The sequence below is a fragment of the Ochrobactrum sp. XJ1 genome (genome assembly GCF_024701725.1).
Lineage (GTDB): Bacteria > Pseudomonadota > Alphaproteobacteria > Rhizobiales > Rhizobiaceae > Brucella > Brucella anthropi.
On record NZ_VDGD01000001.1, the window covers coordinates 495,605 to 519,402 of the forward strand.

Below are 23,798 nucleotides of genomic sequence, written 5' to 3' on the forward strand. Positions count from 1 at the left end.
CTCACGAATAATGCACGCGCTTCTCAACGAAGCGGAACTGGAACGCTGTCAAGGCAATCACGATTGCCATCAAAATAACTGACTGTGCCGAGGAAGAACCCAGATTCAGATTGACGAAGCCATCGTTGTAAACCTTGTAGACCAGCGTTTCGGTGGCTTTGGCAGGCCCGCCGCCGGTCACGGCATGGATGATGCCGAACGTGTCGAAGAAGGCGTAAACCGTATTCACGACCAGCAAGAAGAAGGAGGTCGGTGCAAGAAGTGGAAATACGATAGACCAGAATCGCCGCGCGCCGCGCGCGCCATCAATGGCTGCTGCTTCGATCAACGATTTAGGAATTGCTTGTAAGCCTGCGACAAAGAACAGGAAATTATAGGAAATCTGCTTCCAGGCCGCGGCAACGACGACGAGGCCCATAGCCTGATTGCCGTCAAGCAGCGGATCCCATGCAATGCCATTACGGCGCAGAATATATGCAAAAGTACCCATTGCAGGATTGAACATGAAGAGCCACAACATGCCGGCTACGGCTGGAGCTACGGCATAAGGCCAGATCAGGAGCGTACGATAAAATGTCTTGCCACGAATGACGCGATCTGCCGCCGTTGCAAGCAACAATGCTGCGCCCATGGCAAGCAGCGCGGTCAGAACATTAAAGACAATCGTTACTCTGAATGAATGTAGATAGTTCGGGTCGGCCAGAACGGTTGTGAAGTTCGCAAGGCCTACAAAAGTAGACTTCAGCCCGAATGCGTCTTCGCGCATGAAAGACTGATAAATTGCCTGACTGGCTGGCCAGAAGAAAAACACCACAGTCAGAACGATCTGCGGGGCCAGCAGGAAGTAGGGCAAGATTTTATTTGGAAAGGTAACTTTCTGCACGGGGAGCTTCCTCGTGGGTGACAAGGCCGCCCACCACAAGGGCAGGCGGCGTTGTGTTTATGTGATCAATTATTGAGCTGCGGCTATCGCGTCGTTGGCGCGTTTGACAGCGTTTTCAAGTGCAGTTTTCGCATCCTGCTTGCCGCCGAGCATTGCTTCGAACTCTTCGTTCAGAATATCGCGCACCTGCGGCAAGTTGACGAGACGCACGCCCTTCGAATTTTCGGTCGGTGCCTTGCCCATCATCTGCAGGATAGGCGTTTCGCGGCCCGGATTCTTTTCATAGAAATCCGACTTCTTGGTTTCCTCGTATGCCGCCAGTGTTACAGGCAGATAGCCGGATTTTTCGTGCAGCTTGACCTGAATTTTGGTTTGCGAGAGGAAGTTGAAGAATTCTGCGACGCCCTTGTATTGTTCGTCGCTAAGGCCTGCGAAGACCCACAGAGATGCACCGCCAGGGATCGTATTCTGCGGACCGTGACCTTCGTAGTAAGGCAGCTGGCCGATGCCGTAATTGATACCCGACTTAACAACATCGCCGAGGCCGCCGGAGGATTCGGTCAGCATTGCGCACTCACCAGAGGTGAAAAGCTGCTTGGCTTCCGATGTGCGGCCGCCGTAGCGGAACGTACCGTCGTTCGCGAGATCGGCAATCGACTGGAAGTGCTGAATGTAAAGCGGTGAGTTGATTTCGAGCTTCACATCGGTGCCGCCGAGACCGTTTTCATTCGTGCCATAAGGAACGTTGTTCCAAGCCGCGAAGTTTTCGGTCTGAATCCAGGTCAGCCATGTGGAAGTGAAACCGCACGGTGCCGCACCGCTGGATTTGATCTTCTTGGCAGCTTCGAAAACTTCAGGCCAGGTTTTCGGCGGATTGTTTTCGTCGAGACCAGCCTTCTTGAAGGCATCCTTATTGTAATAGAGGATTGGTGACGAGGAGTTGTACGGAAAGGACAACATGGTGCCGTCTGGCTTCGAATAGTAAGCGACGATGCCAGGCAGATACTGCGACTTGTCGAATTTGAAGCCACCCTTTTCCAGAACTTCGGCAGCTGGAACCATTGCGCCTTCGGCTGCCATCATAACGCCACTACCGGCGTCGAAGACCTGAAGGATCGCGGGGGGCTGCTTGGAACGGAACGCGGCAATGCCGGCATTCAGCGTTTCGGGATAAGTTCCCTTGTAGACAGGAACAATCTTGTATTCGCTCTGGATTTCGTTGAACTCCTTCGAGAGTTCATTGACCATTTCGTTGTTGGCACCGGTCATGCCGTGCCACCATGCCAGCTCCGTCTGGGCAAATGCCTGAGAACTGATGGTGAGGGCGAGGGCGCTTGTCAGCGCCGAAGTCGTGATCAGACGGATAAGCATGTTTCCTCCTCGAGTGTGAGATTGCGTGAACATTTGAGTTCCTTGGTGATGGTCTCAAAGTTCCGACATCTGCAATATTTTCATTGCACCTATATGAATGCAATTTTTGCCAAAGGATCAACCTTCGATTCTTCCAATGGCAGAATAAATCCGAAAACGATAGCGATCCAAATGAAAAAAAACGAAAGGCAAGTGATAATCGTGGGGAGAACATGTGTATAATTAATGGGTTGGGAACGCCACGTAATGCCATTTCCGCATGATGACTGCTGGTTCACCGTTCAACGGATTGACCAATGTGCAAGACTGAACTGATATATGCCTTTCGAATCTGACCGGCGGTTTTATTGAGTTTTGTCTTCAACCGGATCGGACATTGCCCAACTTGCTGACAGGTGAAGTTATGCCGAGTGACGATCGCAGGAAAAGCCGCGTTACGCTGCTGGATGTGGCACGCCATGCCAACGTATCGCGCGCGACGGCTTCCCTTGTCATCCGCAAAAGCCCGTTGGTGGGAACAGTAACGCGCGAAAAAGTAGAAAAAGCCCTTCAGGAGTTGGGCTATGTCTACAATATGGGGGCTGCTAGCCTCCGGGTAGAGAGATCTAATACGGTTGGCGTCATCGTGCCCACCCTTGGCAACCCGTTTTACGGCGAATTGCTTTCAGGAATAGACAGTGTTGTGGGTGAAGCAGGGCTGGTCGTTCTTCTCGCCAATAGTCACGAGAACTTCACCAATCAGAGTACCCTTATGCAGCGTATGCGTGAGCATGGTGTTGATGGCGTGATCGTTTCGCCAACAGCGGAAACAGCACCGGAGTTCGTCGAGCAGCTTGCCGACTGGGGCTTGCCTATTGTGCAGGTGTTGCGTCATGTCACCGATCGTGTCGATTACGCAGGCGTTGATTACGCGGGTGGTATGCGGCAGGCGGTCAATCATCTGGCTACACTTGGGCACAGGACAATCGCATTCGCTGTGCACGGGCCGATTCATTCCGCTTACCGCGAACGTGTCGAAGGTTTTCGCGAGGCAATGCAACAACAAGGGCTCGATCCTGAGATGATTGTCCGCTTTCCGCAGACGATGCCGGATATCGCTAAAGCGGCTCCGCTTCTCTTTCAGGACGGCCGGGAGCCGACAGCTGCAATCTGCTTCAATGACGTGATTGCGCTAGGCCTTTCGGCAGGGCTTTATGATTGCGGGAGAATGGTTGGTGGGGATTTTTCGTTGATCGGCTTCGACGATGTAAGCGATGCTGAAGCGACCCGCCCCCGGTTGAGTTCCGTGTCAACCCGACCTGTTACAGTTGGTGAGAATGCCGCTGGATTGCTTCTTTCCCGTTTGGCAAACCCGGAAAAACAGGCGCAGCGGATCATCAGTGAAACATATTTGCGAGTTCGACAGTCCTGTGGACCGGTGAGAGCCTCTGCTATCTAATCCCAATTAATGATTGACGTATGAGGCAAAACGCATTTAGATCGATCTAAATTATTGATGCCGGGAGGAGAAATCGGCACAATTGCGTACCGGGAGGTTCAGCATTGTATAATTTCAACTTCGCGCCTGTTTTCGCGGCGATGGATAAGTTGCTTGTCGGCGCGTGGCAGACAATTGAATTGTCTTGCGCGGCGATGGTGCTCGGCCTGATTGTTTCGATAGTCTGCGCGCTTGGGAAGACGTCTGGACCAAAGCCAGTACGCTTAATCATTGATGCCTATATCGAAATTATCCGCAACACGCCGTTTCTGGTGCAGATTTTCTTCATCTTCTTTGGATTGCCTTCTGCTGGTTTGCGATTGTCGCCCAACAGTGCAGCGCTTCTTGCGCTGGTGGTGAACTTCGGCGCTTACGGTACCGAGATTATTCGTGCCGGCATTGAATCCATTCATAAAGGTCAGGTGGAAGCAGGAACCGCACTCGGTCTCTCAAAGCTGCAAGTGTTCCGTTATGTGATCATGAAACCAGCTTTGCGGACGGTTTATCCGTCACTCACCAGCCAATTTATCTATCTGATGCTGACTTCGAGTGTGGTCTCCGTAATTTCCGCAAACGAACTTGCAGCGGCGGGTAACGATCTACAGTCGGCGACCTTCGCGAGTTTTGAGGTCTATATTGTTATCACGCTCATGTATCTCGTCATGTCCATCGGTTTCTCGGCCATTTTTTCAGTGATCGAGAAGGTGGCTTTTAAATACCCGTTGAGCCGATAGGAGCGGGCCATGATCAGACCTTTCGGCTGGAACGAATTTCTCATTATCGTCTATGCAGCGCAGTGGACCATTGCTCTTTCGGCTATTGCCTTTGTCGGCGGTGGCATCGGAGGGCTGCTTGTCGCGCTGATGCGTGTTTCGGACGCTCGCGCCCCACGTTACATCGCACTCGGCTTTATCAGACTGTTTCAGGGTACACCGCTTCTGATGCAGCTCTTCCTGGTGTTCTTCGGCCTTAATATTTTCGGTCTGGGTATCAACCCCTGGATTGCTGCGACGATTGCGCTGACATTGCATGCAAGCGCTTTTCTCGGGGAGATTTGGCGCGGCTGTATTGATGCAGTGCCCCCCGGCCAACGTGAAGCGGCGACGGCATTGGGGCTGCGCTACTACAATCGCATGCGCTATGTGATCCTGCCACAAGCCGCACGCATTTCGGTTGCGCCGACAGTGGGCTTTCTCGTGCAGCTCATCAAAGGCACTTCGCTTGCCGCGATCATCGGATTTACAGAACTGACGCGACAGGGACAGATCATCAACAACGCGACGTTCAGCCCGTTCATGGTGTTTGGCACGGTAGCGGCTGTCTATTTTGTCCTATGCTGGCCGCTATCGATTTTGGCACGCCGCATGGAAACGAGGTTTTCTCGCGCTACAGCTCGGTAATTGGGGGCTTAGGGGGAACGATCAGCATTTTCGACCGAATGTAAACCGACATGGCGTCAGGAAATGCGTTGAAAATAACGAAACGGTGCCGGTGAGGAGACTGGTACTTAATAGGGAAGGGATAAACATGACTATTACCAGACGTTTGGCAATGGCCCTGATTGGTGCGGGTGCCCTTGCAACGGCGTTGGCACCTGCTGCATTCGCTCAGACCGTTGACGACATCAAGTCCGCTGGAAAAATCAAGATCGGTATGCTGGTCGACTTTCCGCCATTTGGCATCATGAACACCAGCAATGAACCGGACGGGTATGACGCCGATGTCGCAAAGTTGCTGGCGAAGGAGCTGGGCGTCGACGCACAGATCGTGCCAGTCACCGGTCCAAACCGTATTCCTTATCTGCAGAGCGGACAGGTGGACGTTCTGGTTGCCTCGCTGGGCATCACCGAGGAACGGGCAAAGAGCGTTGATTTCTCGCAGCCTTATGCTGGTATTTCGATTGGCGTATTCGGACCGAAGGACACCGTTGTTACAAAGCCGGAGGATCTTTCTGGCAAATCGATCGGTGTCGCTCGTGCTTCGACACAGGACACGGCAGTAACCAAGGTAGCGCCGCAGGACGCCAACATCCGTCGTTTCGATGATGATGCGAGCGCAGTGCAAGCCCTGCTTTCGGGACAGGTTGAGTTGATCGGGCTCTCCAATGTAGTGGCTGCCGAAATCGAAAAAGCTGCTCCGGGCCGCTACGATCAGAAAATCCAGCTCAGCCAGCAAGTACAGGGTATCGCTGTTCGCAAGGGGGCGACGGAAATGCTCGAATTCGTCAACAAGTTCATCGAAAAGGCGAAGAGCGACGGTGAACTGAACAAGATTCATGAAAAGTGGCTCGGTGCGCCACTACCGGATTTTGTCTCTCAGGCAAAGTAAGCTCTCGAATTCCGTCATGCCCGTCCATCCGACGGGCATGACGATCCAGTCCACGAAAGTGAGTTTCTCGACATGAACCAGATGGCTCAGGGAAAAGCGAACCGGTTGCCGCAGGATGCTTCAGATCCTGCAGTGCTCATGCAGGGAGTAAACAAGTGGTACGGCACTTATCATGCTCTCAGAGATATTGATCTGAATGTCGCTCGCGGTGAACGCATTGTTATTTGCGGCCCGTCTGGCTCGGGGAAGTCGACCCTCATCCGTTGTATCAATCAGCTGGAGACCATTCAGAAAGGCCGCATCATTGTAGACGGCCACGATCTGACGGCAGGTGGAAAGAATGTGGATATCGTCCGGCAGGAAACCGGCATGGTTTTCCAGCAGTTCAACTTGTTTCCGCATATGACGGTTCTTGAGAACTGTACTCTGGCTCCGATGAAAGTGCGCGGTGTTTCGAAAACTGAAGCTGAGAAGACAGCGCGCAAATACCTCGAGCGTGTCCGCATTCCTGAACAGGCGGATAAATATCCGGCCCAGCTGTCGGGTGGCCAGCAACAGCGTGTGGCGATTGCCCGTGCGCTATGCATGAATCCCAAGATCATGCTTTTTGATGAGCCGACTTCTGCACTCGATCCTGAAATGGTCAAGGAAGTTCTGGACACCATGATCGATCTCGCCAAGGAAGGCATGACCATGCTCTGCGTTACCCATGAAATGGGTTTCGCGCGGCAGGTGGCAGATCGCGTTATCTTCATGGATCAAGGACAAATTCTTGAAATGGCGGAGCCGGAGGAATTTTTCGGCAATCCGAAGCATGAGCGCACGAAGGCATTTATCGGTCAGATTTCCTGAGCGCCTCTAGTAGTTTAGTAATGGAGTTTGAAGTGACGAACGAAGTTCTGCTTATCGAGCCGATGATGCCGTTGATCGAAGAGCGATTGGACGCAGCTTACAAGGTTCTTCGTCTATACAAGCCGGAAGACACGACGGCGATTGACGCGGCACTTGGCACCATTCGTGCTGTTGTTACTGGTGGCGGAACGGGGCTTTCCAATGATTGGATGGAGCGTCTGCCATCGCTTGGCCTCATCGCCATCAACGGTGTTGGGACGGACAAGGTCGATCTTGCTTTTGCGCGGGATCGCGATGTGCATGTCAGCACCACGCCTGGCGTTTTGACCGATGATGTTGCCGACACAGGCATTGCTCTCATGCTGGCGGTTATGCGCCATGTTGTTCAGGGTGACCAATTCGTGCGGGAAGGCAAATGGGAGCGCCGTGAAGCATTTCCTCTTGGCGTTAGTCCCAAGGGGAAGCGGGTTGGCGTCCTGGGCCTTGGCCAGATAGGAAAGTCGTTTGCACGACGTGCAGAAGCATTCGGCATGGAAGTGCACTATTGGAACCGCTCTCCTGTCGCGGGCACAAACTGGATTGCCCATGCGACGCCCGTGGAACTAGCGCAGCAGAGCGACGTACTCGCAGTGTGCGTCGCGGCTAATCCGTCGACGGCGAATATTGTGAACGCGGATGTGCTAGCAGCGCTTGGAAGCAGGGGGTATTTGGTCAATGTGGCCCGCGGCAGCGTCGTCGACGAAGATGCGCTTCTGGCTGCTTTGAATAACGGAACTATAGCCGGCGCCGGTCTTGATGTTTTCGTCAACGAACCGACGATCAGGGAGGATTTTCTGTCCGCACCAAACACCGTGCTGATGCCGCATCAAGGCAGCGCAACGGTTGAAACACGTGTCGGAATGGGTGAGCTCGTACTCGCCAATCTTGCCGCTTATTTTTCCGGCGATGTCCCACCCACCAAAGTAAACTGAGTTATTCCCATGATTGTCAGGCAGGCCTTTTTTGAAGGCGCTATCCATGCTGGGCGCGAGGATGCGTTCAAAGCTTATGTCGCGGATATTCTTATGCCGATGTGGCTTGAATTTCCGGGCATCAGGGAAGTCCGAGTTCTTTATGCTGTCGAACGCGACGAAGGTGCGCCAGCCTATCCGATGGTGCTGTGGACCAAGTATGACAGTAGGGAAGCATTGGCCAAAGCGCTTGCTTCACGTGTGCGATATGAAAGCCGAGAGGCAACGAAGGGGCTTCTGGAAATGTTCGACGGGCATATCCACCATCATGTTTTCGATCTCACCCTACGAGGGTGAGATCGTTTCTATTTTTCCCTTAAGCACCCCATGTCCGCTCAAGCACATTGATCCAGTTTCCATGAGCCAGTTTGACGATGGAAGCATCGTCATAACCGTGCTTGCGGAAGGCGTCTATGACGAGCTGGAGATCACCGACATCGCGAAGCGTGGAAGAAATCGTGGTGCCGTCAAAATCGGAACCCAGCGCCAGATGGTCGATCCCGATGCGATTGACAATGTAATCAGCATGGCGAACGAGTTCGCTCAGATCCGTATTCGGATCGCGTTTTCCATCTTCACGCAGGAATGAAACGCCAAAGTTAAGCCCGACGAGACCGCCAGTATCGCGAACGGCATCCAGCTGCTTGTCGGTCAGGTTGCGGCTTTGCTGGCAAAGCGCGTGCGCATTTGAATGCGAAGCCACGAGCGGCGCAGCGGAAATTGCCGCTATGTCCCAGAAGCCTTTCTCGTTCATGTGGGAAAGGTCGACCATGACTTTGAGTTCATTGCAGGCGCGAATGAGCGCTTTGCCATGATCAGTGAGGCCCGGGCCGATGTCAGGTGACGCCGGAAACCGGAACGGGATGCCATGGGCAAAAATATTCGGACGGCTCCAGACAGGCCCAAGCGTTCTGAGGCCTGCCTCATGCAATACATAAAGGGCATCAAGGTCTTCGCTGAAAGCCTCCACACCTTCGATATGATAGACAGAAGCAAAAATGCCGTTGGCAAAGGCATCACGAATATCGGCTGCAGTTTTGCAAATACGGACCTTGCCTTCTGACGCCCGTTCGATTTTCAGAAGAATTGCCGACATGGCGAGCGTTGCCTTCATCGCATCGGTCTGGCTCGGCGTCGCCAGATTGCCATTAGTGTCGAGTTCTCGTGAAGGCGAGGGCACATATACTGCGCACAAGCCGCCGCCGAGCCCACCCTTCTGCGCACGTGGAAGGTCGATATGGCCGACATTTTCTCCTTCAAGAAAACGCTTTTCAGGCGAGGAAGCATGCGATGACCACAGGCGCAACAGCACATCGTTGTGACCATCGAAAACGGGTATCTTCTGTTCTGTCGCCATGGGGAAGCCTTTTCAAAATCAAGTTTGGTATTTGAGAGGGGTGATGGACCCAAGCGAGAAGAATTGCAAATGCGATTTCGGTCACTTGATATGACGGCCCTGCATGAAGGGCGATTCTTTCTTGCAGAAGCTCTTCTTTAGTTTGCCCTCATGCAAACTCTGCATAGGGAATGCAAAATTCTGCATTGGCCCCTGCCTCCGCTGACGTGATAGCGGGAAGCTGGAAAAATATATCCAGAGATAGAACGCTGTCGATAAGCGCCCGATGTCAGGGAGCCATTCAGAAAGCGTTGCAAGAGGAGCTCTCAATGATTTCAAGACGCGGTTTTCTGGCAGGTGCGGCTGCCGTTCCTTTCCTGTCCTATGCGAGCATTTTGCCTGCCATTGGAGCCGGGCGTCAGGATATTCTGGTTGTGGCCCAGCAGCTCGACAATATGACCAGTCTTGATCCGCATGAGAGCTTCGAAGCTGTCGGCAGCGAAGTCTGCAACAACATGTACCAGCGTCTGGTACATCCAAGCCTTTCCAATCCGGACCAGGTGGAAGGCGGCGTTGCTGTTTCCTGGGAAGCCGACGCTGATGGGAAGGTCTTCATCTTCAAGATCGATCCGAATGCAAAATTTGCAAGCGGCGCGCAGATCACGGCTGAAGATGCTGCTTTCTCGCTGCAGCGTGCGATCAAGATGAACAAGGGCCCGGCTTTCATCATTGGCCAGTTCGGTTTCACGCCAGAGAATGCAGAAAAGAACATCGTAGCGACCGATCCGTCGACATTGTCTCTGACGGTCGAGCAGTCGACATCGCTGCCGTTCCTGCTGTATTGCCTGTCGGCAAGCGTTGCCAGCATTGTGGAAAAGAAGACCGTTCTGGAAAATGCATCCGGTGACGATCTCGGTAACGGCTGGCTTCAGAAGAACAGCGCCGGTTCGGGCGAATGGGTTCTCGTTTCCTGGAAGCCGAGCGAAAGCATCATCCTGAACGTTAATCCACATGGCGCATACAAGGGCAATGTGAAGCGCATCCTTCTGCGTCACGTCGCGGACCCGTCTTCGCAGCTCTTGATGCTTCAGAAGGGTGATGTCGATATTGCCCGCAATCTGACGTCCGAGCAGTTGCGTGTTCTTCAGGGCAATGGTGATTTCGAGCTCGTCACCAAGGCAATCGCGGGCATTGGCCTGATGTCTCTCAATCAGAAGATTGAAAAGCTCACTAATCCGAAGCTCTGGCAAGCGATCAAGTGGGCCGTCGACTATCAGGGCATCCAGAAGAATATCGTTCCGCTGACGCACAAGGTGCACCAGACCATCATCCCGGAAGGTTTCCCCGGTGCAGTTAACGAAACACCGTTCCAGAAGGATTTGGAAAAGGCGAAGGGCCTGATGCAGGAAGCTGGTCTTGCCGATGGTTTTACCATCAAGATGGATCATTATTCTGCTCAGCCTTGGCCGGATATCGCACAGGCCATTCAGGCGAACCTCGCCGAAATTGGAATCAAGGTCGAACTTCTGGCCGCCGAGAACCGTCAGGTTCTCACCAAAATGCGTGCTCGCGAGCACGAAATTGCGCTGACCGCTTGGGGCTCAGACTACTTCGATCCGAACACCAATGCCGACGTCTTCTGTAACAATCCGGATAATTCGGATAATGCGGCTACCAAGCCTTTCGCTTGGCGCTCGTCCTATCAGAACGAGGATTTCGCGAAGAAGTCGATTGCAGCCCGCGATGAACGCGATTCAGCAAAGCGCATCGAACTCTATGAGAATCTGCAGCGCGAATTCATGAACGATAGTCCGTTTATCGTGATGCTTCAGACTGTTACCACAGCCGCCTGCCGCAAGGATGTTACCGGAATGCGTCTCGGCGTCTTGTCCGATTCTCATTCCTATGCAGGGATCGCCAAGGCGTGAAGAAAAGCCTCAAGAACCTGACCGGTATCCTGAGCAGCGTGTTAATCACGCTGTTCGGGCTTATGGTCATTACCTTCATGATCGGCCGCGTCATGCCGGTTGATCCTGTTATTGCTGCGGTGGGCGACAATGCGCCAGAGGCTGTTATCCAGCGCGTCCGCGCGGAGATGGGGCTCGATCAGCCACTTGTAATCCAGTTCGTGCATTATGTCGGGCAGGTCCTGCACGGCGATTTCGGCAACTCTATTCTGACCCGTAATCCGGTGACACAGGATATCGCCCGTTATTTTCCCGCGACATTGGAACTGGCAACGGCTGCGCTTCTTGTTGCTGCTCTTATCGGTATTCCGCTGGGGGTGTGGGCTGCTGTCCGGCAGGGTTCCATCGTCGACCAGACGATCCGCGTGATCTGTCTTGCAGGGCACTCTGTTCCCGTTTTCATGCTGGCTCTGATATCGCTTCTCGTCTTCTATGCAACGCTCGATATAGCGCCCGGTCCGGGACGACAGGACATCATTTATGAGGGCATGATCCCGCATGTTACCGGCTTGCTCACGATCGATACTCTTATTGAGGGCGACTGGGACGCGTTCCGGGATGCCGTCTATCACATGATTCAGCCGGTTCTGATCCTCGCCTACTTCAGCATGGCGTATATCACGCGTATGACCCGCGCTTTCATGCTTGACGCGCTCAAGGGTGAGTTCGTGATTACGGCACGTGCGAAAGGCTTGTCGCTGACCTCGGTCATCTGGAAACATGCTTTCCCGACCGTTGCCGTGCAGCTCGTGACAGTTCTAGCGCTCACCTATGCAGGTCTGCTGGAAGGTGCTGTCGTGACCGAGACGGTCTTCAGCTGGCCGGGTTTGGGGCAGTATCTGACCGTGTCGCTGATGAATGCCGATATGAATCCGGTGGTGGGCGCTACGTTGCTCATCGGTATCATCTATGTCGGACTCAATCTGCTCGCCGATATTCTCTATAAAGTTCTGGATCCGCGTGTCCGATGATTTTTGCCAATTTTCATAACTGGGCGCTAGATGACTCGCCTGCTTCTCGTTCTCAGGCTAACTGGGGCAGGCGCTACCGCATTTGGGTGAACCTTCGGGCCAATCCGCTCGCGATGATTGGTCTCTTTATCATTGTCGCTTTCGTCGTTCTGTCGTTGGCCGCACCATTGCTGACGCCATATGATCCGAGTGTTCAAGATCTAGGCAACCGTCTATCTGCTCCCACTGCCGCGCATTTGTTCGGGACTGATGAGCTAGGCCGCGATATCCTGTCGCGCATTCTTTACGGTGGCCGCGTAACCCTTGGAATGGTTATCGCTGTTGTCGTTCTCGTTGCGCCGATCGGGCTCTTTATCGGTTGTATTGCCGGCTATTTCGGCGGGATTGTTGACACTGCGTTGATGCGCGTCACTGATGTCTTTCTTGCGTTTCCTCGGCTGATCCTGGCGCTGGCCTTCGTGGCTGCGCTGAAGCCAGGTGTTGAAAGTGCCGTGCTTGCAATCGCATTGACTGCGTGGCCACCCTATGCGCGTCTGGCGCGCGCGGAAACCATGACTTTGCGCAAGAGCGATTTCATTGCAGCCGCCAAGCTGACCGGTGCATCGCCATTCCGCATCATTTTGCGTCACATCATGCCGCTTTGTGTGCCGAGCGTCATTGTGCGCATTACGCTCGACATGAGCTCGATCATCATCACCGCAGCAAGCCTTGGCTTCCTCGGAATGGGTGCACAGCCGCCATCGCCCGAATGGGGTGCGATGATCGCCACTGCTAAGCGCTTCATTTTCGAACAATGGTGGGTTGCCACCATCCCCGGCATCGCGATCTTCCTTGTATCGCTCGCCTTCAATTTCCTCGGCGATGGTCTGCGTGACGTGCTCGATCCGAAGCAGAATTGAGAGAACAGATGCTGGTTGATATCAAAAATCTGCAGATCAGCTTTGAAACGCGTACCAGCCGTTTTGACGCTGTTCGCGGGATTTCGCTTCAGCTCGGTCGTGAAAAACTGGGCATTGTCGGCGAAAGCGGCTCGGGCAAGTCCTTGACCGCGCGGGCCCTCATGAAACTGTTGCCGCCAATCGCTGAGGTGAAAGCGGATAGGCTTTCATTCGATGGCATCGACATTCTGTCAGCCACTGAACGTGGCATGCGTCAGATACGCGGCAAGCGAGCGGGCTTTATTCTTCAGGATCCCAAATATTCGCTTAACCCGGTCAAGACCATTGGCGTGCAGGTAGCTGAAGCGTGGCGTACCCACAAAGGCGGTAGCAAACGTCAGGCAATGGATGCTGCGGTTGATCTTCTCGATCAGGTTATGATCCGCAATCCGCGTGACGTGGCAAAGCTCTACCCGCATGAAGTTTCGGGCGGTATGGGCCAGCGTGTCATGATCGCCATGATGCTGGCGCCCGATCCCGAACTGCTCATTGCTGACGAGCCGACATCCGCGCTCGACGCTACTGTTCAGGCGGAAATTCTTCGCCTGATCGACGATCTGGTTTCCAAGCGCGGAATGGGACTTCTCCTCATTAGCCACGATCTTCCACTCGTGTCGCATTTCTGCGACCGTGTCATGGTCATGTATATGGGGCGTGTCATGGAAGAATTGAAAGCTGCCGAACTTGTGAGTGCTGAGCATCCTTATACGAAGGGGCTTCTCAATTGCATTCCATCGCTCATGCATCCTCGTGATCGATTGCCGGTTCTTAATCGCGAAGAAAGCTGGCTGAACTCATGATAGTCATTGATCAACTTCGTATCAGCTTCAACGAGCATGAAGTCGTCAAGGGTGTGTCCTTCAATGTCGAGAAGGGCGGGAGCTTTGGAATTGTTGGTGAAAGCGGCTCGGGTAAATCCACTATTCTGCGCGCAATGGCGGGTCTCAACGAACAATGGAGTGGCCGCATCGCTTTCGACGGGAAGGACGTTGCCCCAAAGCGCGCACCCGCCTTCTTCCGTCAGGTGCAGATGGTGTTTCAGGATCCCTTTGGCTCACTGCATCCACGCCAGACCATCGACCGTATCCTGAGCGAGCTTCTGCTGGTTCACGGTATCGGCGATATCGACAAGCGTATTGAAAAGGTTCTTGACGAAGTCGCGTTGCCCAAAGCTGCGCGGTTCCGTTTTCCGCACCAGCTTTCGGGCGGACAACGCCAGCGCGTGGCAATCGCGCGAGCCCTGATCGCCGAACCGGAAGTTTTGCTACTGGACGAACCGACATCGGCGCTTGATGTCTCGGTACAGGCTGAAATTCTCAATCTTCTCGCGGACTTGCGCGCTGAAAAGAATCTCACTTATGTGCTGGTGAGCCACAATCTCGCTGTGATCGCGCATCTCTGCCCGCAGGTGGGGGTGATGCAACACGGCGAGATGGTGGAACAGCTTAGCGCCGATGATTTGCGCGCCGGGCGAACGACACATCCGCATACCACAGAATTGCGCGCGCTAAGCGTCAATCTGGAAGAACCTGCCTGACGGAGTTTTCATGTCAACGCATGCTGACTGGAATGCGGCTTCGCTTGCCGCGAAAGTCTTGTCGAGAACCTGGGCCAAGGATGAGCCGGGTGGCGTCATCATCGGTTTCGGCCCAGATGGAGTGAAATTTGCCTATGCGAGCGGGCTTGAAAACCTGTCTACGGGGGTGCCGTTCACGGCGAATACAGTTGTTCGCTACGCATCAGTCACGAAACATGCGTTTTGTGCGATGGTTCTCAAGCACAGCGATATCATCGACCTCGAGGATCGGCTCGGCGACCATCTGCCGGAGTTGCAAAGTCCACTGGCCGATGTCACCGTGGGGCGTGCACTCGACATGACTGGTGGTCTGCCCGATACGCGAGAATGCCTCACACTTCTGGGGCTGTCTGTTTATACAGAAACGGAAGCGGGTCAGCTTCTGGACTACCTTGCTTCTCTCAATCGGCTCAATTTCGAAGCGGGTTCGGAAATTTCGTATTCCAACACCGGTTATCGTCTGGTGGAAGCTGCACTGGAGCGAAAAGGGTTTCGCTTCAATGATTTCGTTAAATCGGATATTGCGCAGCTTCTCGATATTTTCATGGAGGCGCCGGACGTCTGGAATGATCCGGTCGCGGGCTTGGTTCCCGGTTACTGGAAGTCTGACGAAAAATGGCAGCTCAGCTCTGCTGGCCTGCACATTTCGGCTTCTGGCAGCCTGACTGGCAGTGGCATGGCGCTTACCAAATGGGCACAAGCACTTGTTAATGGCGAGGGCGTGTTCAAAGGTTTGCTCGATAAACTGTCAGCTGACCGTCGTCTCTCTGACGGGCGCGTAACCGCTTACGGCCTCGGACTGCGGTGGAATGAAGTGGATGGCAAGCGGTTTGTCGGGCACGGTGGTTCGCATCCCGGCTACAAGAGCTATTTTCTGCTCGATCCAGCCGCGAAAACCGGCATGATTGTTGTTTCAAATCGTGAAGACGCCAACACCTATAAGATGGCGCGAGATTGCATGGCCGCTCTCAACGGATTGTCGTTGCCAGAAACCAATTGCACGATCCCCGACGGGCTTTATGTGACGGAGAGTGGACCGTTCTGGCTGGAAATGCGCAACGGTATAGCCAACTGGCTTGATTCCGAAGACACGCTTTACGATATCGGCGATGGCTGGTTCTCATCCCTGTCGCCGTCTTCGCCGGTTGAACTCCGCTGGACGGGTACGGAACTGGAAGGTGAGATTGGTTACGTATCTCGCCGGTTGAAGCCGGTGACACCGAAACCTGTGTACCGGGAACTCGACGGCCACTGGCAGGCATCGCCCTATGGCGCCAGTTTCGATATCAAGGATGGTCACCTCATCATGGGTATAGGCCCGGCACGCCGAGCCATGCCGTTGGAAGACCTCGGTCAGGGGCGCGCGCTGTTTACGTTGCATGATGGCCCTTGGACCAAGCGCGTCTGTCTGCATAAGCTTGATGACAATCGGGTCGAGCTCGTTCTCAGCCGAGCCAGAATGATCGAATACGTCCGGTAATCTGGACATTCGTGGGTTATGGACGCGGCGGAAGGGTGACCTTACCGCCGCGTCTTGCATTGTGGTAACTTTCGACAATTGATTCCGAATGTGAGGTGACGTGATGCTGGAACGGATGATCGATCAGGGCGCAGGTCGGGAACCTGCCGACATCGTGCTGAAGGGTGGCCGTTTCTTCGATCTCGTAACCGGTGAACTTGTTGAAAGTGACATCGCAATCTGCGGTGATCGGGTTGTTGGAACATTCGGCAACTATCGGGGCAAGCATGAAATCGACATTTCCGGACGGATCGTCGTGCCGGGATTTATCGATACGCATCTTCACATAGAATCCTCCCACGTAACGCCGCATGAGTTCGACCGGTGTGTATTGCCACAGGGCGTTACCACGGTCATTTGCGACCCGCACGAGATTGCGAATGTGCTGGGTGCTGAAGGCATAAAGTTTTTCCTCGATAGCGCGTTGGAAACCGTCATGGATATCCGCGTGCAGCTTTCGAGCTGTGTGCCCGCGACCCATATGGAAACGTCTGGCGCCGAGCTTCTGATCGATGATCTGTTGCCTTTTGCTGACCACCCCAAGGTGATTGGTCTTGCGGAGTTCATGAACTTTCCAGGTGTTCTGGCGAAAGACCCCGAATGCATAGCGAAGCTCAAGGCGTTTCAGGGACGCCATATTGATGGTCATGCGCCGCTTCTGCGCGGGCTCGACCTGAACGGCTATATTTCCGCAGGTATTCGCACCGAACACGAGGCGACAAGTGCGGAAGAAGCGCTGGAGAAGATGCGTAAAGGTATGCATGTATTGGTGCGTGAAGGGTCTGTTTCCAAGGATCTGAAAGCGCTTATGCCGATCATTACCGAACGTCATGCGCAGTTCCTGGCGTTATGCACTGATGATCGCAATCCGCTTGATATCGCCGATCAGGGCCACCTCGACTACCTTATCCGCACGGCGATTGCAGGCGGCGTGGAGCCGATTGCAATCTACCGGGCCGCGAGCATTTCCGCAGCACGTGCTTTCGGTCTTTTCGACCGGGGTCTGGTTGCGCCGGGTCAGCGCGCCGACCTCGTTGTGGTGGATAGCCTCGAAGGTTGTCACGCTGAAATCGTGTTGTCGGCGGGCAGAGTGATTTCAGAGGATTTGTTTGCCTCTCGTAAGATCGTTGCTCCTGTCGGGCGCAATAGCGTCAAGGCATCGAAAGTCAGCGCGTCCAGTTTCCGCTCTCATTCCAACAGCGGCAAGACGCGTGCAATCGGTATAATTCCGGGCAAGATCATAACGGAAAGCCTCGAATTCGATCTGAAGGTTGGCCCGAACGGCGTTGAGCCCGATTTCGAAAAAGATGTAGTCAAGATCGCCGTTGTCGAACGTCACGGCAAAAATGGAAATATTGCGACCGGCTTTGTGCACGGTTTCGGCTTGAAATCAGGTGCAATCGCGTCAACCGTCAGTCATGACAGCCATAATATCTGTGTGGTTGGCACGTCAGACGAAGATATTGCTGCAGCTGCCAACCGATTGGGCGAAATTGAAGGTGGTTTCGTTGTCGTGCGAGATGGCAAGGTGTTGGCTGAAATGCCTTTGCCCATTGCCGGATTGATGAGCGCCGAACCATATGAAACTGTCCGCGACCAGCTTCGTGTGCTGCGTCACGCAGCGGAAGAACTGGGTTCCGTTCTGGAGGAGCCATTCTTGCAACTGGCCTTCATCGCCTTGCCTGTGATCCCGCATCTCAAGATCACTGACCGCGGCCTTGTGGACGTCGACAAGTTTGCATTTGTCGGGAACTGATCAATGCAAGCCACCGACACCGAGTAGTTCTTCGACAGTCTGCTGGTTTTCGGCGAGTTCTGCTGACGTGCCAGACCATGCAATGCGCCCACGTTCCAGTATGATGATGTGATCGGCAAAATCGAGCGCACTCTGGATGCGCTGTTCGACAAGCAGAATCGTCATGTCTCCCTTCTGTGCAAGTGTCGAGAAAGCAGCCATCAGCTCTTCACAGATGACAGGAGCAAGCCCTTCCAGCGGCTCATCGAGCAGCAGCACTGTCGGTCGCCCGAGAATGCTGCGCGCGGTGGAAAGCATCTGTTGTTCTCCCCCGGAAAGCTGCGACCCAAGATTGCTGCGTCGTTCCTTAAGACGCGGAAACATCGCATAGGCTTCTTCAAGCGCATTCTTTGGTCGGTTTTTGAGGCCAACGAAGAGATTTTCTTCGACGGTGAGGGTCGGAAAAACATCACGAGTTTGCGGCACATAACCGAGACCGGCAATTGCGCGCGCGGCTGATGGAAGCGTGGCGATATTCTTCCCATTCAGCAGAATTTCACCGCCATAACGGCGGGTTTGCCCTGCGATAGTAGCAAAGAGGCTGGTCTTGCCGACACCATTGCGGCCCAGAATGGCAAGTCGCGATCCCGGTTCTGCTTTGAACGATACATTCTCGATGATGCGCGTGGGGCCGTAACCGGAGGAGAGATTGCGAATTTCAAGCGAGGCGGCACTCATTGCGCATAGCTCCCGAGATAGGCTTCGCGGACGCGGGTATCCTGCACGACATCTTCCGGCAATCCGTCAAAAATTACAGTTCCTGCAGCCAGCACGACTACGCGTTTTGCGAAGCGAAAAACGAGGTCCATATCGTGCTCGATCATGAGTACTGCCAGATCGGCCGGTAGTCGGTCGAGCGCTTCCTCGATGCGGCCTGTGTCGCTCTGTGGAACACCTGCAGCTGGTTCATCAAGCAGCAGAACTTTGGGTCGAAGCGCCAATGCAAGGGCAATCTCCAGAAGCCGCTGTTGGCCATATGCGATCTCGCTCACCCGCAACTGCCCGAGATGCAGAAGTCCGAGCGCATCGAGAATATCGCGCACTTCATCCATGACTTCAGGCATTTTGCGATAGTTTCCGAGAATACGTCCTGTCTTGCCTTCGCGTTGCAAAACAGCAAGAGCCACGTGTTCTTCGGGTGTCATGTCGAAGAAGAGACGGGTCACCTGAAATGAACGCACCAGTCCGCGCCTGACGCGCTGCATGGCGTTGAGCCGGGAGACGTTCTCTCCATCCAATGCCACGGTGCCAGAAGTTGCCGCGAGGTTGCCTGTAACCAGATTGACGAAAGTGGTCTTGCCTGCTCCGTTGGGACCAATGAGAGCGACGCGGTCGCCTTTCACCATGTTGAGCGAAACATCGTTTGTCACTGCCAGACCGCCGAAATTCTTGCGCAGTTTCGTTACTTCAAACACGGTGCTCATTTGCGGCGCGCCTTCTTTTCAAAGTAATAGGCGACGGTTCCATAGAGGCCACGCGGCGCGAATAGCACGACGGCGATCAGCAGAGCCCCAACCATTGTAAGCCAGTGGAAGGGGTTCGCAGCAGAGACGAGGTCTTCGAACCACATGAAGACAACCGTACCAACTAGTCCGCCGAACAGCGATCCCGTGCCACCGAGAACCAGCATTACCAAAGCTTCCGCCGACATGGTAAAACTGAGACTGTCGAGCCCGACGACCTGCGTTGAAATGGCATTCAGCGCGCCACCGATGCCCGCAACAGCACCTGAAATGACATACATGCGAAGCTGTGCTGACTGCACCGAAGCACCCATGGCATGAATGCGGATCGGGTCTTCTTTCACACCTCGGCAAAGCATACCGAAGGGTGAACGAACAACATAACGTAGGACGATGAAGGAAACGAGCAGCAGGAATACGGCATAGACATAGACCGTGTGTCCGTAGAGATCGAACTCGAACATGCCAAAGATCGGATCGGGTGAAATGCCGCTTAGTCCGTCACTGCCGCCGGTCCAGCTTGATGCCTTGTTTGCAACTTCGTGGAACAGATGGACAACGGCAATCGATAGAACGAGTTGAGCGAGCCCGTGCGCGCGCAGAATAACGGCTCCGGAAACAAGCCCGGTGATAGCTCCTGCAACAAGACCGATAAGTGTCATCAGGATCGGGTCGGTAATACCGAAATGGGCAGCGGCGATGCCGGCACCATAGGCACCAGCGCCAAACAAAGCAGCATGGCCGAGCGTTGCTATACCGCAATAGCCCATCACCAGATCGAGTGACAATACGAGCAAGGCAATGGCAATGATGCGTGTCAGCAGTGCCAGATTATCGGGGAACAAAAACCAGCCGCAAATACTGGCAGCGATAATTGCTGCTACGCCGACAAGACCCGCATAGGAGTGACGGTGTTGAGAGAGAGCTTGCGTCATATCGGTCATTTTTTGGCCAGCCTTCCTGCAAGACCACGCGGGAACAGCGTCACAATGACGATCACTGCCAGATAGAAGAAGAACTCGCCATATTCCGGTGCCAGATAACGCCCGGTTGTATCGATTGCTCCGAGCAGGAGGCAGGCAATCAGCGCTCCGGGTATGGAGCCTGCGCCACCGACAGAGACGACGACCAGAAATGTCACCATGTAGCGGAGTGCATAGTAGGGTTCGACAGGTAGAAGTTCGGCGCCGACAACACCGCCGAAAGCTGCGAGCCCAATGGCAAGCGCAAAGCTGATGGCGTAAACGATTTCGGTTCTGACACCGAGCGCAGCCGCCATGTTGGCATTGTCGACAGCAGCGCGCAGTTTCACGCCGAATGCAGTGCGTTCGATGATGTACCAAAGACCAAGGGCCACCGCGAAGCCGCACCCGATTGCAAAGATGCGATGCTTGGCAATTGCCCGAAAGCCGAGATCGACCGATCCACGCAACATTTCAGGCAAAGGAATGGTCTTCAGTGTTGGTCCGAATATATAGTTGGTGAGACCGATGATGCAGAAGGTGATGCCGATGGTCATCAGCACCTGTGTCAGTTCAGGCGCTCCATAAATGCGCCGATAGAGCAATCTCTCCACGGGAACGGCGATTAACATCGTGCCGACGACGGCGATGATGATCGCAAAGCCGTAATTGAGGCCAAGCTGCTGGGCAGCATAGGATGCAAAATAGCCGCCGATCATTGCAAATGCGCCGTGAGCGAGATTGACGACGCGCATCAAGCCCATGGTGACCGAAAGGCCGATGGAAATGACGAAAAGCACCATGCCATAGGCGAGGGCATCAACGGCAATGCTGAGCACAGTCTGCATTGAGTGGTCCTGTTGAGCGCATCCCGAAAAGCACGAAAAAATTTTCGGGTGCGCGTTAAAATAAGCAGTTATGAGCTATGAGCGCGCTTTACGCCTGCTCAGGCATCAAGGCGTTAACTCTTGAATGCCGGAGTTATTGAGCTTTTAGGCCGGGGTCGCCCTGCTTTTCGAAGGTTTGAATTTCCTTGTTATAGTAAGTGCCGTCATCAGCCTTGGCGACTTCGCGCAGATAGATGTTCTGCGTCATATGGCGGCTTTCGGGGTCGATGGATACAGGGCCGCGAGGACTGATCCATTCCATGCCTTTCACGGCCTCTACCGCCTTTTCAGCATCTTTTTCACCGCCGGTCGCTTCGATCATCTTGTAGATGACATGCATGCCATCATAAGCGCCGACCGAAGGGAAGGACAACTCCACAGGATTGCCGATGGCCTTTCGAGCTTCCTCGACAAACTTCTTGTTTTCTGGCGAGTCATGCGAGACTGCGTAGTGGAAAGTCGTCAGAACACCGAGAGCATTTTCTCCGAGTGCGGGAAGATCGGATTCTTGTGTCAGGTCACCTGGAGCAAAAAGCTGAATGCCCGAGCCTTTCAATCCGTTGTCGACATAGGATTTCATGAAACCGAGCGTGGTTGGTCCAGACGGCAGAAAAGCAAACACGCCTTGCGCGCCAGAGTCTTTTATACGCTGCATGATAGGGCTGAAATCGTTCGTAGCGAGCGGCATCCGAATAGCTTCGACCACTTCGCCACCAGCTTCTGTAAACGCTGCCTTGAAAGCGTTTTCCGCATCCACGCCGGGCCCATAATCGCTGACAACCGAGATGACTTTCTTCACACCCTTGTCGAGTGCAACCTTTGCGATCGGGGTTGACGTTTGCCATGTGGTGAACGAGGTGCGCACCACATAAGGGCTCTTCGTTACAATGGAAGAGGTGGCGGCATTCATGACGACCATCGGCACATTGCCCTGTTTGAGAATGGGCGTAACCGCCATGGCGTCAGGGGTGAAATAGAAGCCAGCAAGATATTGGACGCCTTCCTTGACCACGAGTTCCTGCGCAAGCGCCTTCGATTGCGCCGGATCGGCCTGCGGCACATCACGATAAACGATCTCGACAGTGTCATCGCCGATCGTGTTGCCGTGCTCTGTCATATAGGCGTCGATGCCGGCCTTGAAGTTCTTGCCCTGAAGAGCAAACGGGCCTGAAAATGGACCAATGACGCCGACCTTTACCACATCGGCATAAGCTGCTGATGCTGTGAGTGAAAAGACCGCAAGCGCGGTGAATACAATTTTCTTCATGTTCTCCTCCCTATCGCCCACCATTCCCGCGCGTGACCGTCTCGTCGCAACAGGGAATGTCCTGATTTCAGCATGCCTATCTAATTGGTCATGTAAAATGAAAAATTCCTCATAAACGATACCCGGATGGTTATGTGTCCGAGAATTGTTCGTTTCCGATTCGAACCACCTTATCGATCAGGATTGATGCAATCTTGAGGGCACTGCCAGTCGACGCAACAATTTGCGGCAGGATCATCCATTCGATCATCCAGGCCGCGCCTGAGCGCTCCTGCTCATGCACCATAGCCTGATGCAAACCACCCATTTGGGCCGCGTTGAAACGGGCAAGGCTGACCAGTATCTCTGCTGACACCGGATTTTGCTTGTGGGGCATGGCGGACGAACCGCCACCACCGGTCAAGGACAGTTCGGTGCCCAGTTCAGCCATAAGCGCAATATCTTGCCCGAATTTTCCAAGAGTACCCGTGATGAGCGAAAGCAGATTGCCGAACTCGACAATGAAGGCCCGCTGGCTATGCCATTGCGGGCTATCGTGCAATCCGAGCCTATCAGCCAGCAAAGCACGCAGAGCCGGTGCCTGATCTCCGAATTTTTCAAGCGTTCCGGCTGCACCTCCGAACTGTACGGGAAAGACGATGGTGTTCAGTTTGGTCTCATAAGCGTTGAGCGGGTTTTTCCAGCTTGAGATGCGGTCCGATACGGTGATCGGAATAGCGGATTGCATACGTGTATAACCCGTCAGAGCATTCCTTCCGAACGTCGCATCAAGCCAATCGAAACGCTGCGTGAGTTGCTGAATTCGCCCATAAAGAATTGTACTTGCGCGTTTCAGCCGCAAAATCAGGCTCGTATCGATGGCATCCTGGCTCGTCGCGCCGAAATGAACGTATTCGCCGTAATCCGTTCCGACCGCCAGACGCAGTTCTTTCACGAGTGAGGGAATGACAACCCCGTCACGCGCTGTCGCTGTTGCCAGATCGGATAGGTTGGGTTCGAACGTTTCTGAGGCTTGTTTGATCGCTTGTCCTGCCTCGACCGGTATCAAGCCGAGCCCCGCTTGAGCTTCAGCCAAAGCCGCTTCAAAGCGCAACATCTCGGCAATATCAGCCGCCGCAGTAAACAGGCTCAATATCTCTTCGTCGTCGCCGAAAAGCTGTGCCAGAAACGGATGTTCGAAGACCGAGATGCTCATG

Annotated in this window: 22 protein-coding genes and 1 pseudogene; 14 read left to right on the forward strand and 9 right to left on the reverse strand. The window is 54.1% G+C overall.

The annotated features are described in order from the left end of the window. Position 1 precedes the first annotated feature (1 nt). Together ugpA and ugpB are read right to left on the reverse strand one after the other, a co-directional pair. Positions 2-883 (reverse strand): sn-glycerol-3-phosphate ABC transporter permease UgpA, encoded by an 882-nt coding sequence (gene ugpA / locus FG152_RS02355; RefSeq protein WP_010658938.1) that lies wholly within the window; start codon positions 881-883, stop codon positions 2-4. 69 nt (positions 884-952) lie between these two features. Continuing rightward, complete coding sequence (ugpB, locus tag FG152_RS02360; RefSeq protein ID WP_010658937.1) at positions 953-2,254, reverse strand: sn-glycerol-3-phosphate ABC transporter substrate-binding protein UgpB; 1,302 nt, start codon at positions 2,252-2,254, stop codon at positions 953-955. Between the two features lie 403 nt (positions 2,255-2,657). On the opposite strand from ugpB, the gene FG152_RS02365 reads away from it, so the two are divergent. From FG152_RS02365 to FG152_RS02395, 7 genes are all read left to right on the forward strand, one after another. Then, positions 2,658-3,692: a LacI family DNA-binding transcriptional regulator gene (locus tag FG152_RS02365; protein WP_029375978.1), complete on the forward strand. Its 1,035-nt coding sequence runs from the start codon at positions 2,658-2,660 to the stop codon at positions 3,690-3,692. A 104-nt stretch (positions 3,693-3,796) separates the two neighbouring features. Next, complete coding sequence (locus FG152_RS02370) at positions 3,797-4,465, forward strand: amino acid ABC transporter permease (protein ID WP_010658935.1); 669 nt, start codon at positions 3,797-3,799, stop codon at positions 4,463-4,465. Between the two features lie 9 nt (positions 4,466-4,474). Further along, entirely contained in the window at positions 4,475-5,131 is a 657-nt protein-coding gene (locus FG152_RS02375; RefSeq protein WP_010658934.1) for an amino acid ABC transporter permease, read from the forward strand. A 127-nt stretch (positions 5,132-5,258) separates the two neighbouring features. After that, a complete protein-coding gene (locus FG152_RS02380; RefSeq protein WP_010658933.1) occupies positions 5,259-6,059 on the forward strand; it encodes a transporter substrate-binding domain-containing protein in 801 nt (266 codons plus the stop codon). A 72-nt stretch (positions 6,060-6,131) separates the two neighbouring features. Continuing rightward, positions 6,132-6,911: an amino acid ABC transporter ATP-binding protein gene (locus tag FG152_RS02385; RefSeq protein ID WP_029375977.1), complete on the forward strand. Its 780-nt coding sequence runs from the start codon at positions 6,132-6,134 to the stop codon at positions 6,909-6,911. Between the two features lie 20 nt (positions 6,912-6,931). Further along, positions 6,932-7,882, forward strand: coding sequence for a 2-hydroxyacid dehydrogenase (locus FG152_RS02390; protein WP_010658931.1), 951 nt, complete (start codon positions 6,932-6,934; stop codon positions 7,880-7,882). Positions 7,883-7,891: 9 nt separating this feature from the next. Continuing rightward, the gene (locus FG152_RS02395; protein ID WP_010658930.1) at positions 7,892-8,218 is read left to right on the forward strand and encodes a hypothetical protein; all 327 of its coding nucleotides are present in this window, start codon (positions 7,892-7,894) and stop codon (positions 8,216-8,218) included. A 19-nt stretch (positions 8,219-8,237) separates the two neighbouring features. Here the strand turns inward: FG152_RS02395 and FG152_RS02400 are convergent, their stop codons facing one another. After that, the gene (locus FG152_RS02400; RefSeq protein ID WP_010658929.1) at positions 8,238-9,278 is read right to left on the reverse strand and encodes a dipeptidase; all 1,041 of its coding nucleotides are present in this window, start codon (positions 9,276-9,278) and stop codon (positions 8,238-8,240) included. A 308-nt stretch (positions 9,279-9,586) separates the two neighbouring features. Here FG152_RS02400 and FG152_RS02405 point away from each other — a divergent pair, with 308 nt between their 5' ends. The 7 genes and pseudogenes from FG152_RS02405 (at position 9,587) to ade (ending at position 17,984) form a co-directional block, all read left to right on the forward strand. Beyond that, positions 9,587-11,185, forward strand: a complete 1,599-nt coding sequence (locus FG152_RS02405; RefSeq protein WP_498985170.1) for an ABC transporter substrate-binding protein — start codon at positions 9,587-9,589, stop codon at positions 11,183-11,185. Further along, positions 11,182-12,195, forward strand: coding sequence for an ABC transporter permease (locus FG152_RS02410; RefSeq protein WP_010658927.1), 1,014 nt, complete (start codon positions 11,182-11,184; stop codon positions 12,193-12,195). The genes FG152_RS02405 and FG152_RS02410 overlap by 4 nt, the downstream gene beginning before the upstream one ends. Next, the gene (gene nikC, locus FG152_RS02415; RefSeq protein ID WP_010658926.1) at positions 12,192-13,094 is read left to right on the forward strand and encodes a nickel transporter permease; all 903 of its coding nucleotides are present in this window, start codon (positions 12,192-12,194) and stop codon (positions 13,092-13,094) included. Before FG152_RS02410 ends, nikC begins: the two co-directional genes overlap by 4 nt. An 8-nt stretch (positions 13,095-13,102) precedes the next feature. Next, complete coding sequence (locus tag FG152_RS02420) at positions 13,103-13,933, forward strand: ABC transporter ATP-binding protein (RefSeq protein WP_498985174.1); 831 nt, start codon at positions 13,103-13,105, stop codon at positions 13,931-13,933. Further along, entirely contained in the window at positions 13,930-14,670 is a 741-nt protein-coding gene (locus FG152_RS02425; RefSeq protein WP_010658924.1) for an ABC transporter ATP-binding protein, read from the forward strand. The genes FG152_RS02420 and FG152_RS02425 overlap by 4 nt, the downstream gene beginning before the upstream one ends. A gap of 10 nt (positions 14,671-14,680) precedes the next feature. After that, the gene (locus tag FG152_RS02430; protein ID WP_010658923.1) at positions 14,681-16,189 is read left to right on the forward strand and encodes a serine hydrolase domain-containing protein; all 1,509 of its coding nucleotides are present in this window, start codon (positions 14,681-14,683) and stop codon (positions 16,187-16,189) included. A 54-nt stretch (positions 16,190-16,243) separates the two neighbouring features. After that, a pseudogene (ade, locus tag FG152_RS02435) lies at positions 16,244-17,984 on the forward strand (adenine deaminase). On the opposite strand, the gene FG152_RS02440 reads toward ade, so the two are convergent. The 6 genes from FG152_RS02440 to FG152_RS02465 form a co-directional block, all read right to left on the reverse strand. Beyond that, positions 17,985-18,701 carry an ABC transporter ATP-binding protein gene (locus FG152_RS02440; protein WP_010658921.1) on the reverse strand — a complete coding sequence of 239 codons (717 nt, stop codon included), beginning with the start codon at positions 18,699-18,701 and terminating at the stop codon, positions 17,985-17,987. Then, the gene (locus FG152_RS02445; protein ID WP_010658920.1) at positions 18,698-19,447 is read right to left on the reverse strand and encodes an ABC transporter ATP-binding protein; all 750 of its coding nucleotides are present in this window, start codon (positions 19,445-19,447) and stop codon (positions 18,698-18,700) included. Before FG152_RS02445 ends, FG152_RS02440 begins: the two co-directional genes overlap by 4 nt. Continuing rightward, complete coding sequence (locus tag FG152_RS02450) at positions 19,444-20,430, reverse strand: branched-chain amino acid ABC transporter permease (protein WP_010658919.1); 987 nt, start codon at positions 20,428-20,430, stop codon at positions 19,444-19,446. Before FG152_RS02450 ends, FG152_RS02445 begins: the two co-directional genes overlap by 4 nt. After that, the gene (locus FG152_RS02455) at positions 20,427-21,296 is read right to left on the reverse strand and encodes a branched-chain amino acid ABC transporter permease (protein WP_010658918.1); all 870 of its coding nucleotides are present in this window, start codon (positions 21,294-21,296) and stop codon (positions 20,427-20,429) included. The genes FG152_RS02450 and FG152_RS02455 overlap by 4 nt, the downstream gene beginning before the upstream one ends. Before the next feature lie 133 nt (positions 21,297-21,429). After that, the gene (locus tag FG152_RS02460) at positions 21,430-22,602 is read right to left on the reverse strand and encodes an ABC transporter substrate-binding protein (RefSeq protein WP_010658917.1); all 1,173 of its coding nucleotides are present in this window, start codon (positions 22,600-22,602) and stop codon (positions 21,430-21,432) included. A 130-nt stretch (positions 22,603-22,732) separates the two neighbouring features. Beyond that, a complete protein-coding gene (locus FG152_RS02465; RefSeq protein ID WP_010658916.1) occupies positions 22,733-23,797 on the reverse strand; it encodes a 3-carboxy-cis,cis-muconate cycloisomerase in 1,065 nt (354 codons plus the stop codon). Position 23,798 lies beyond the last annotated feature (1 nt).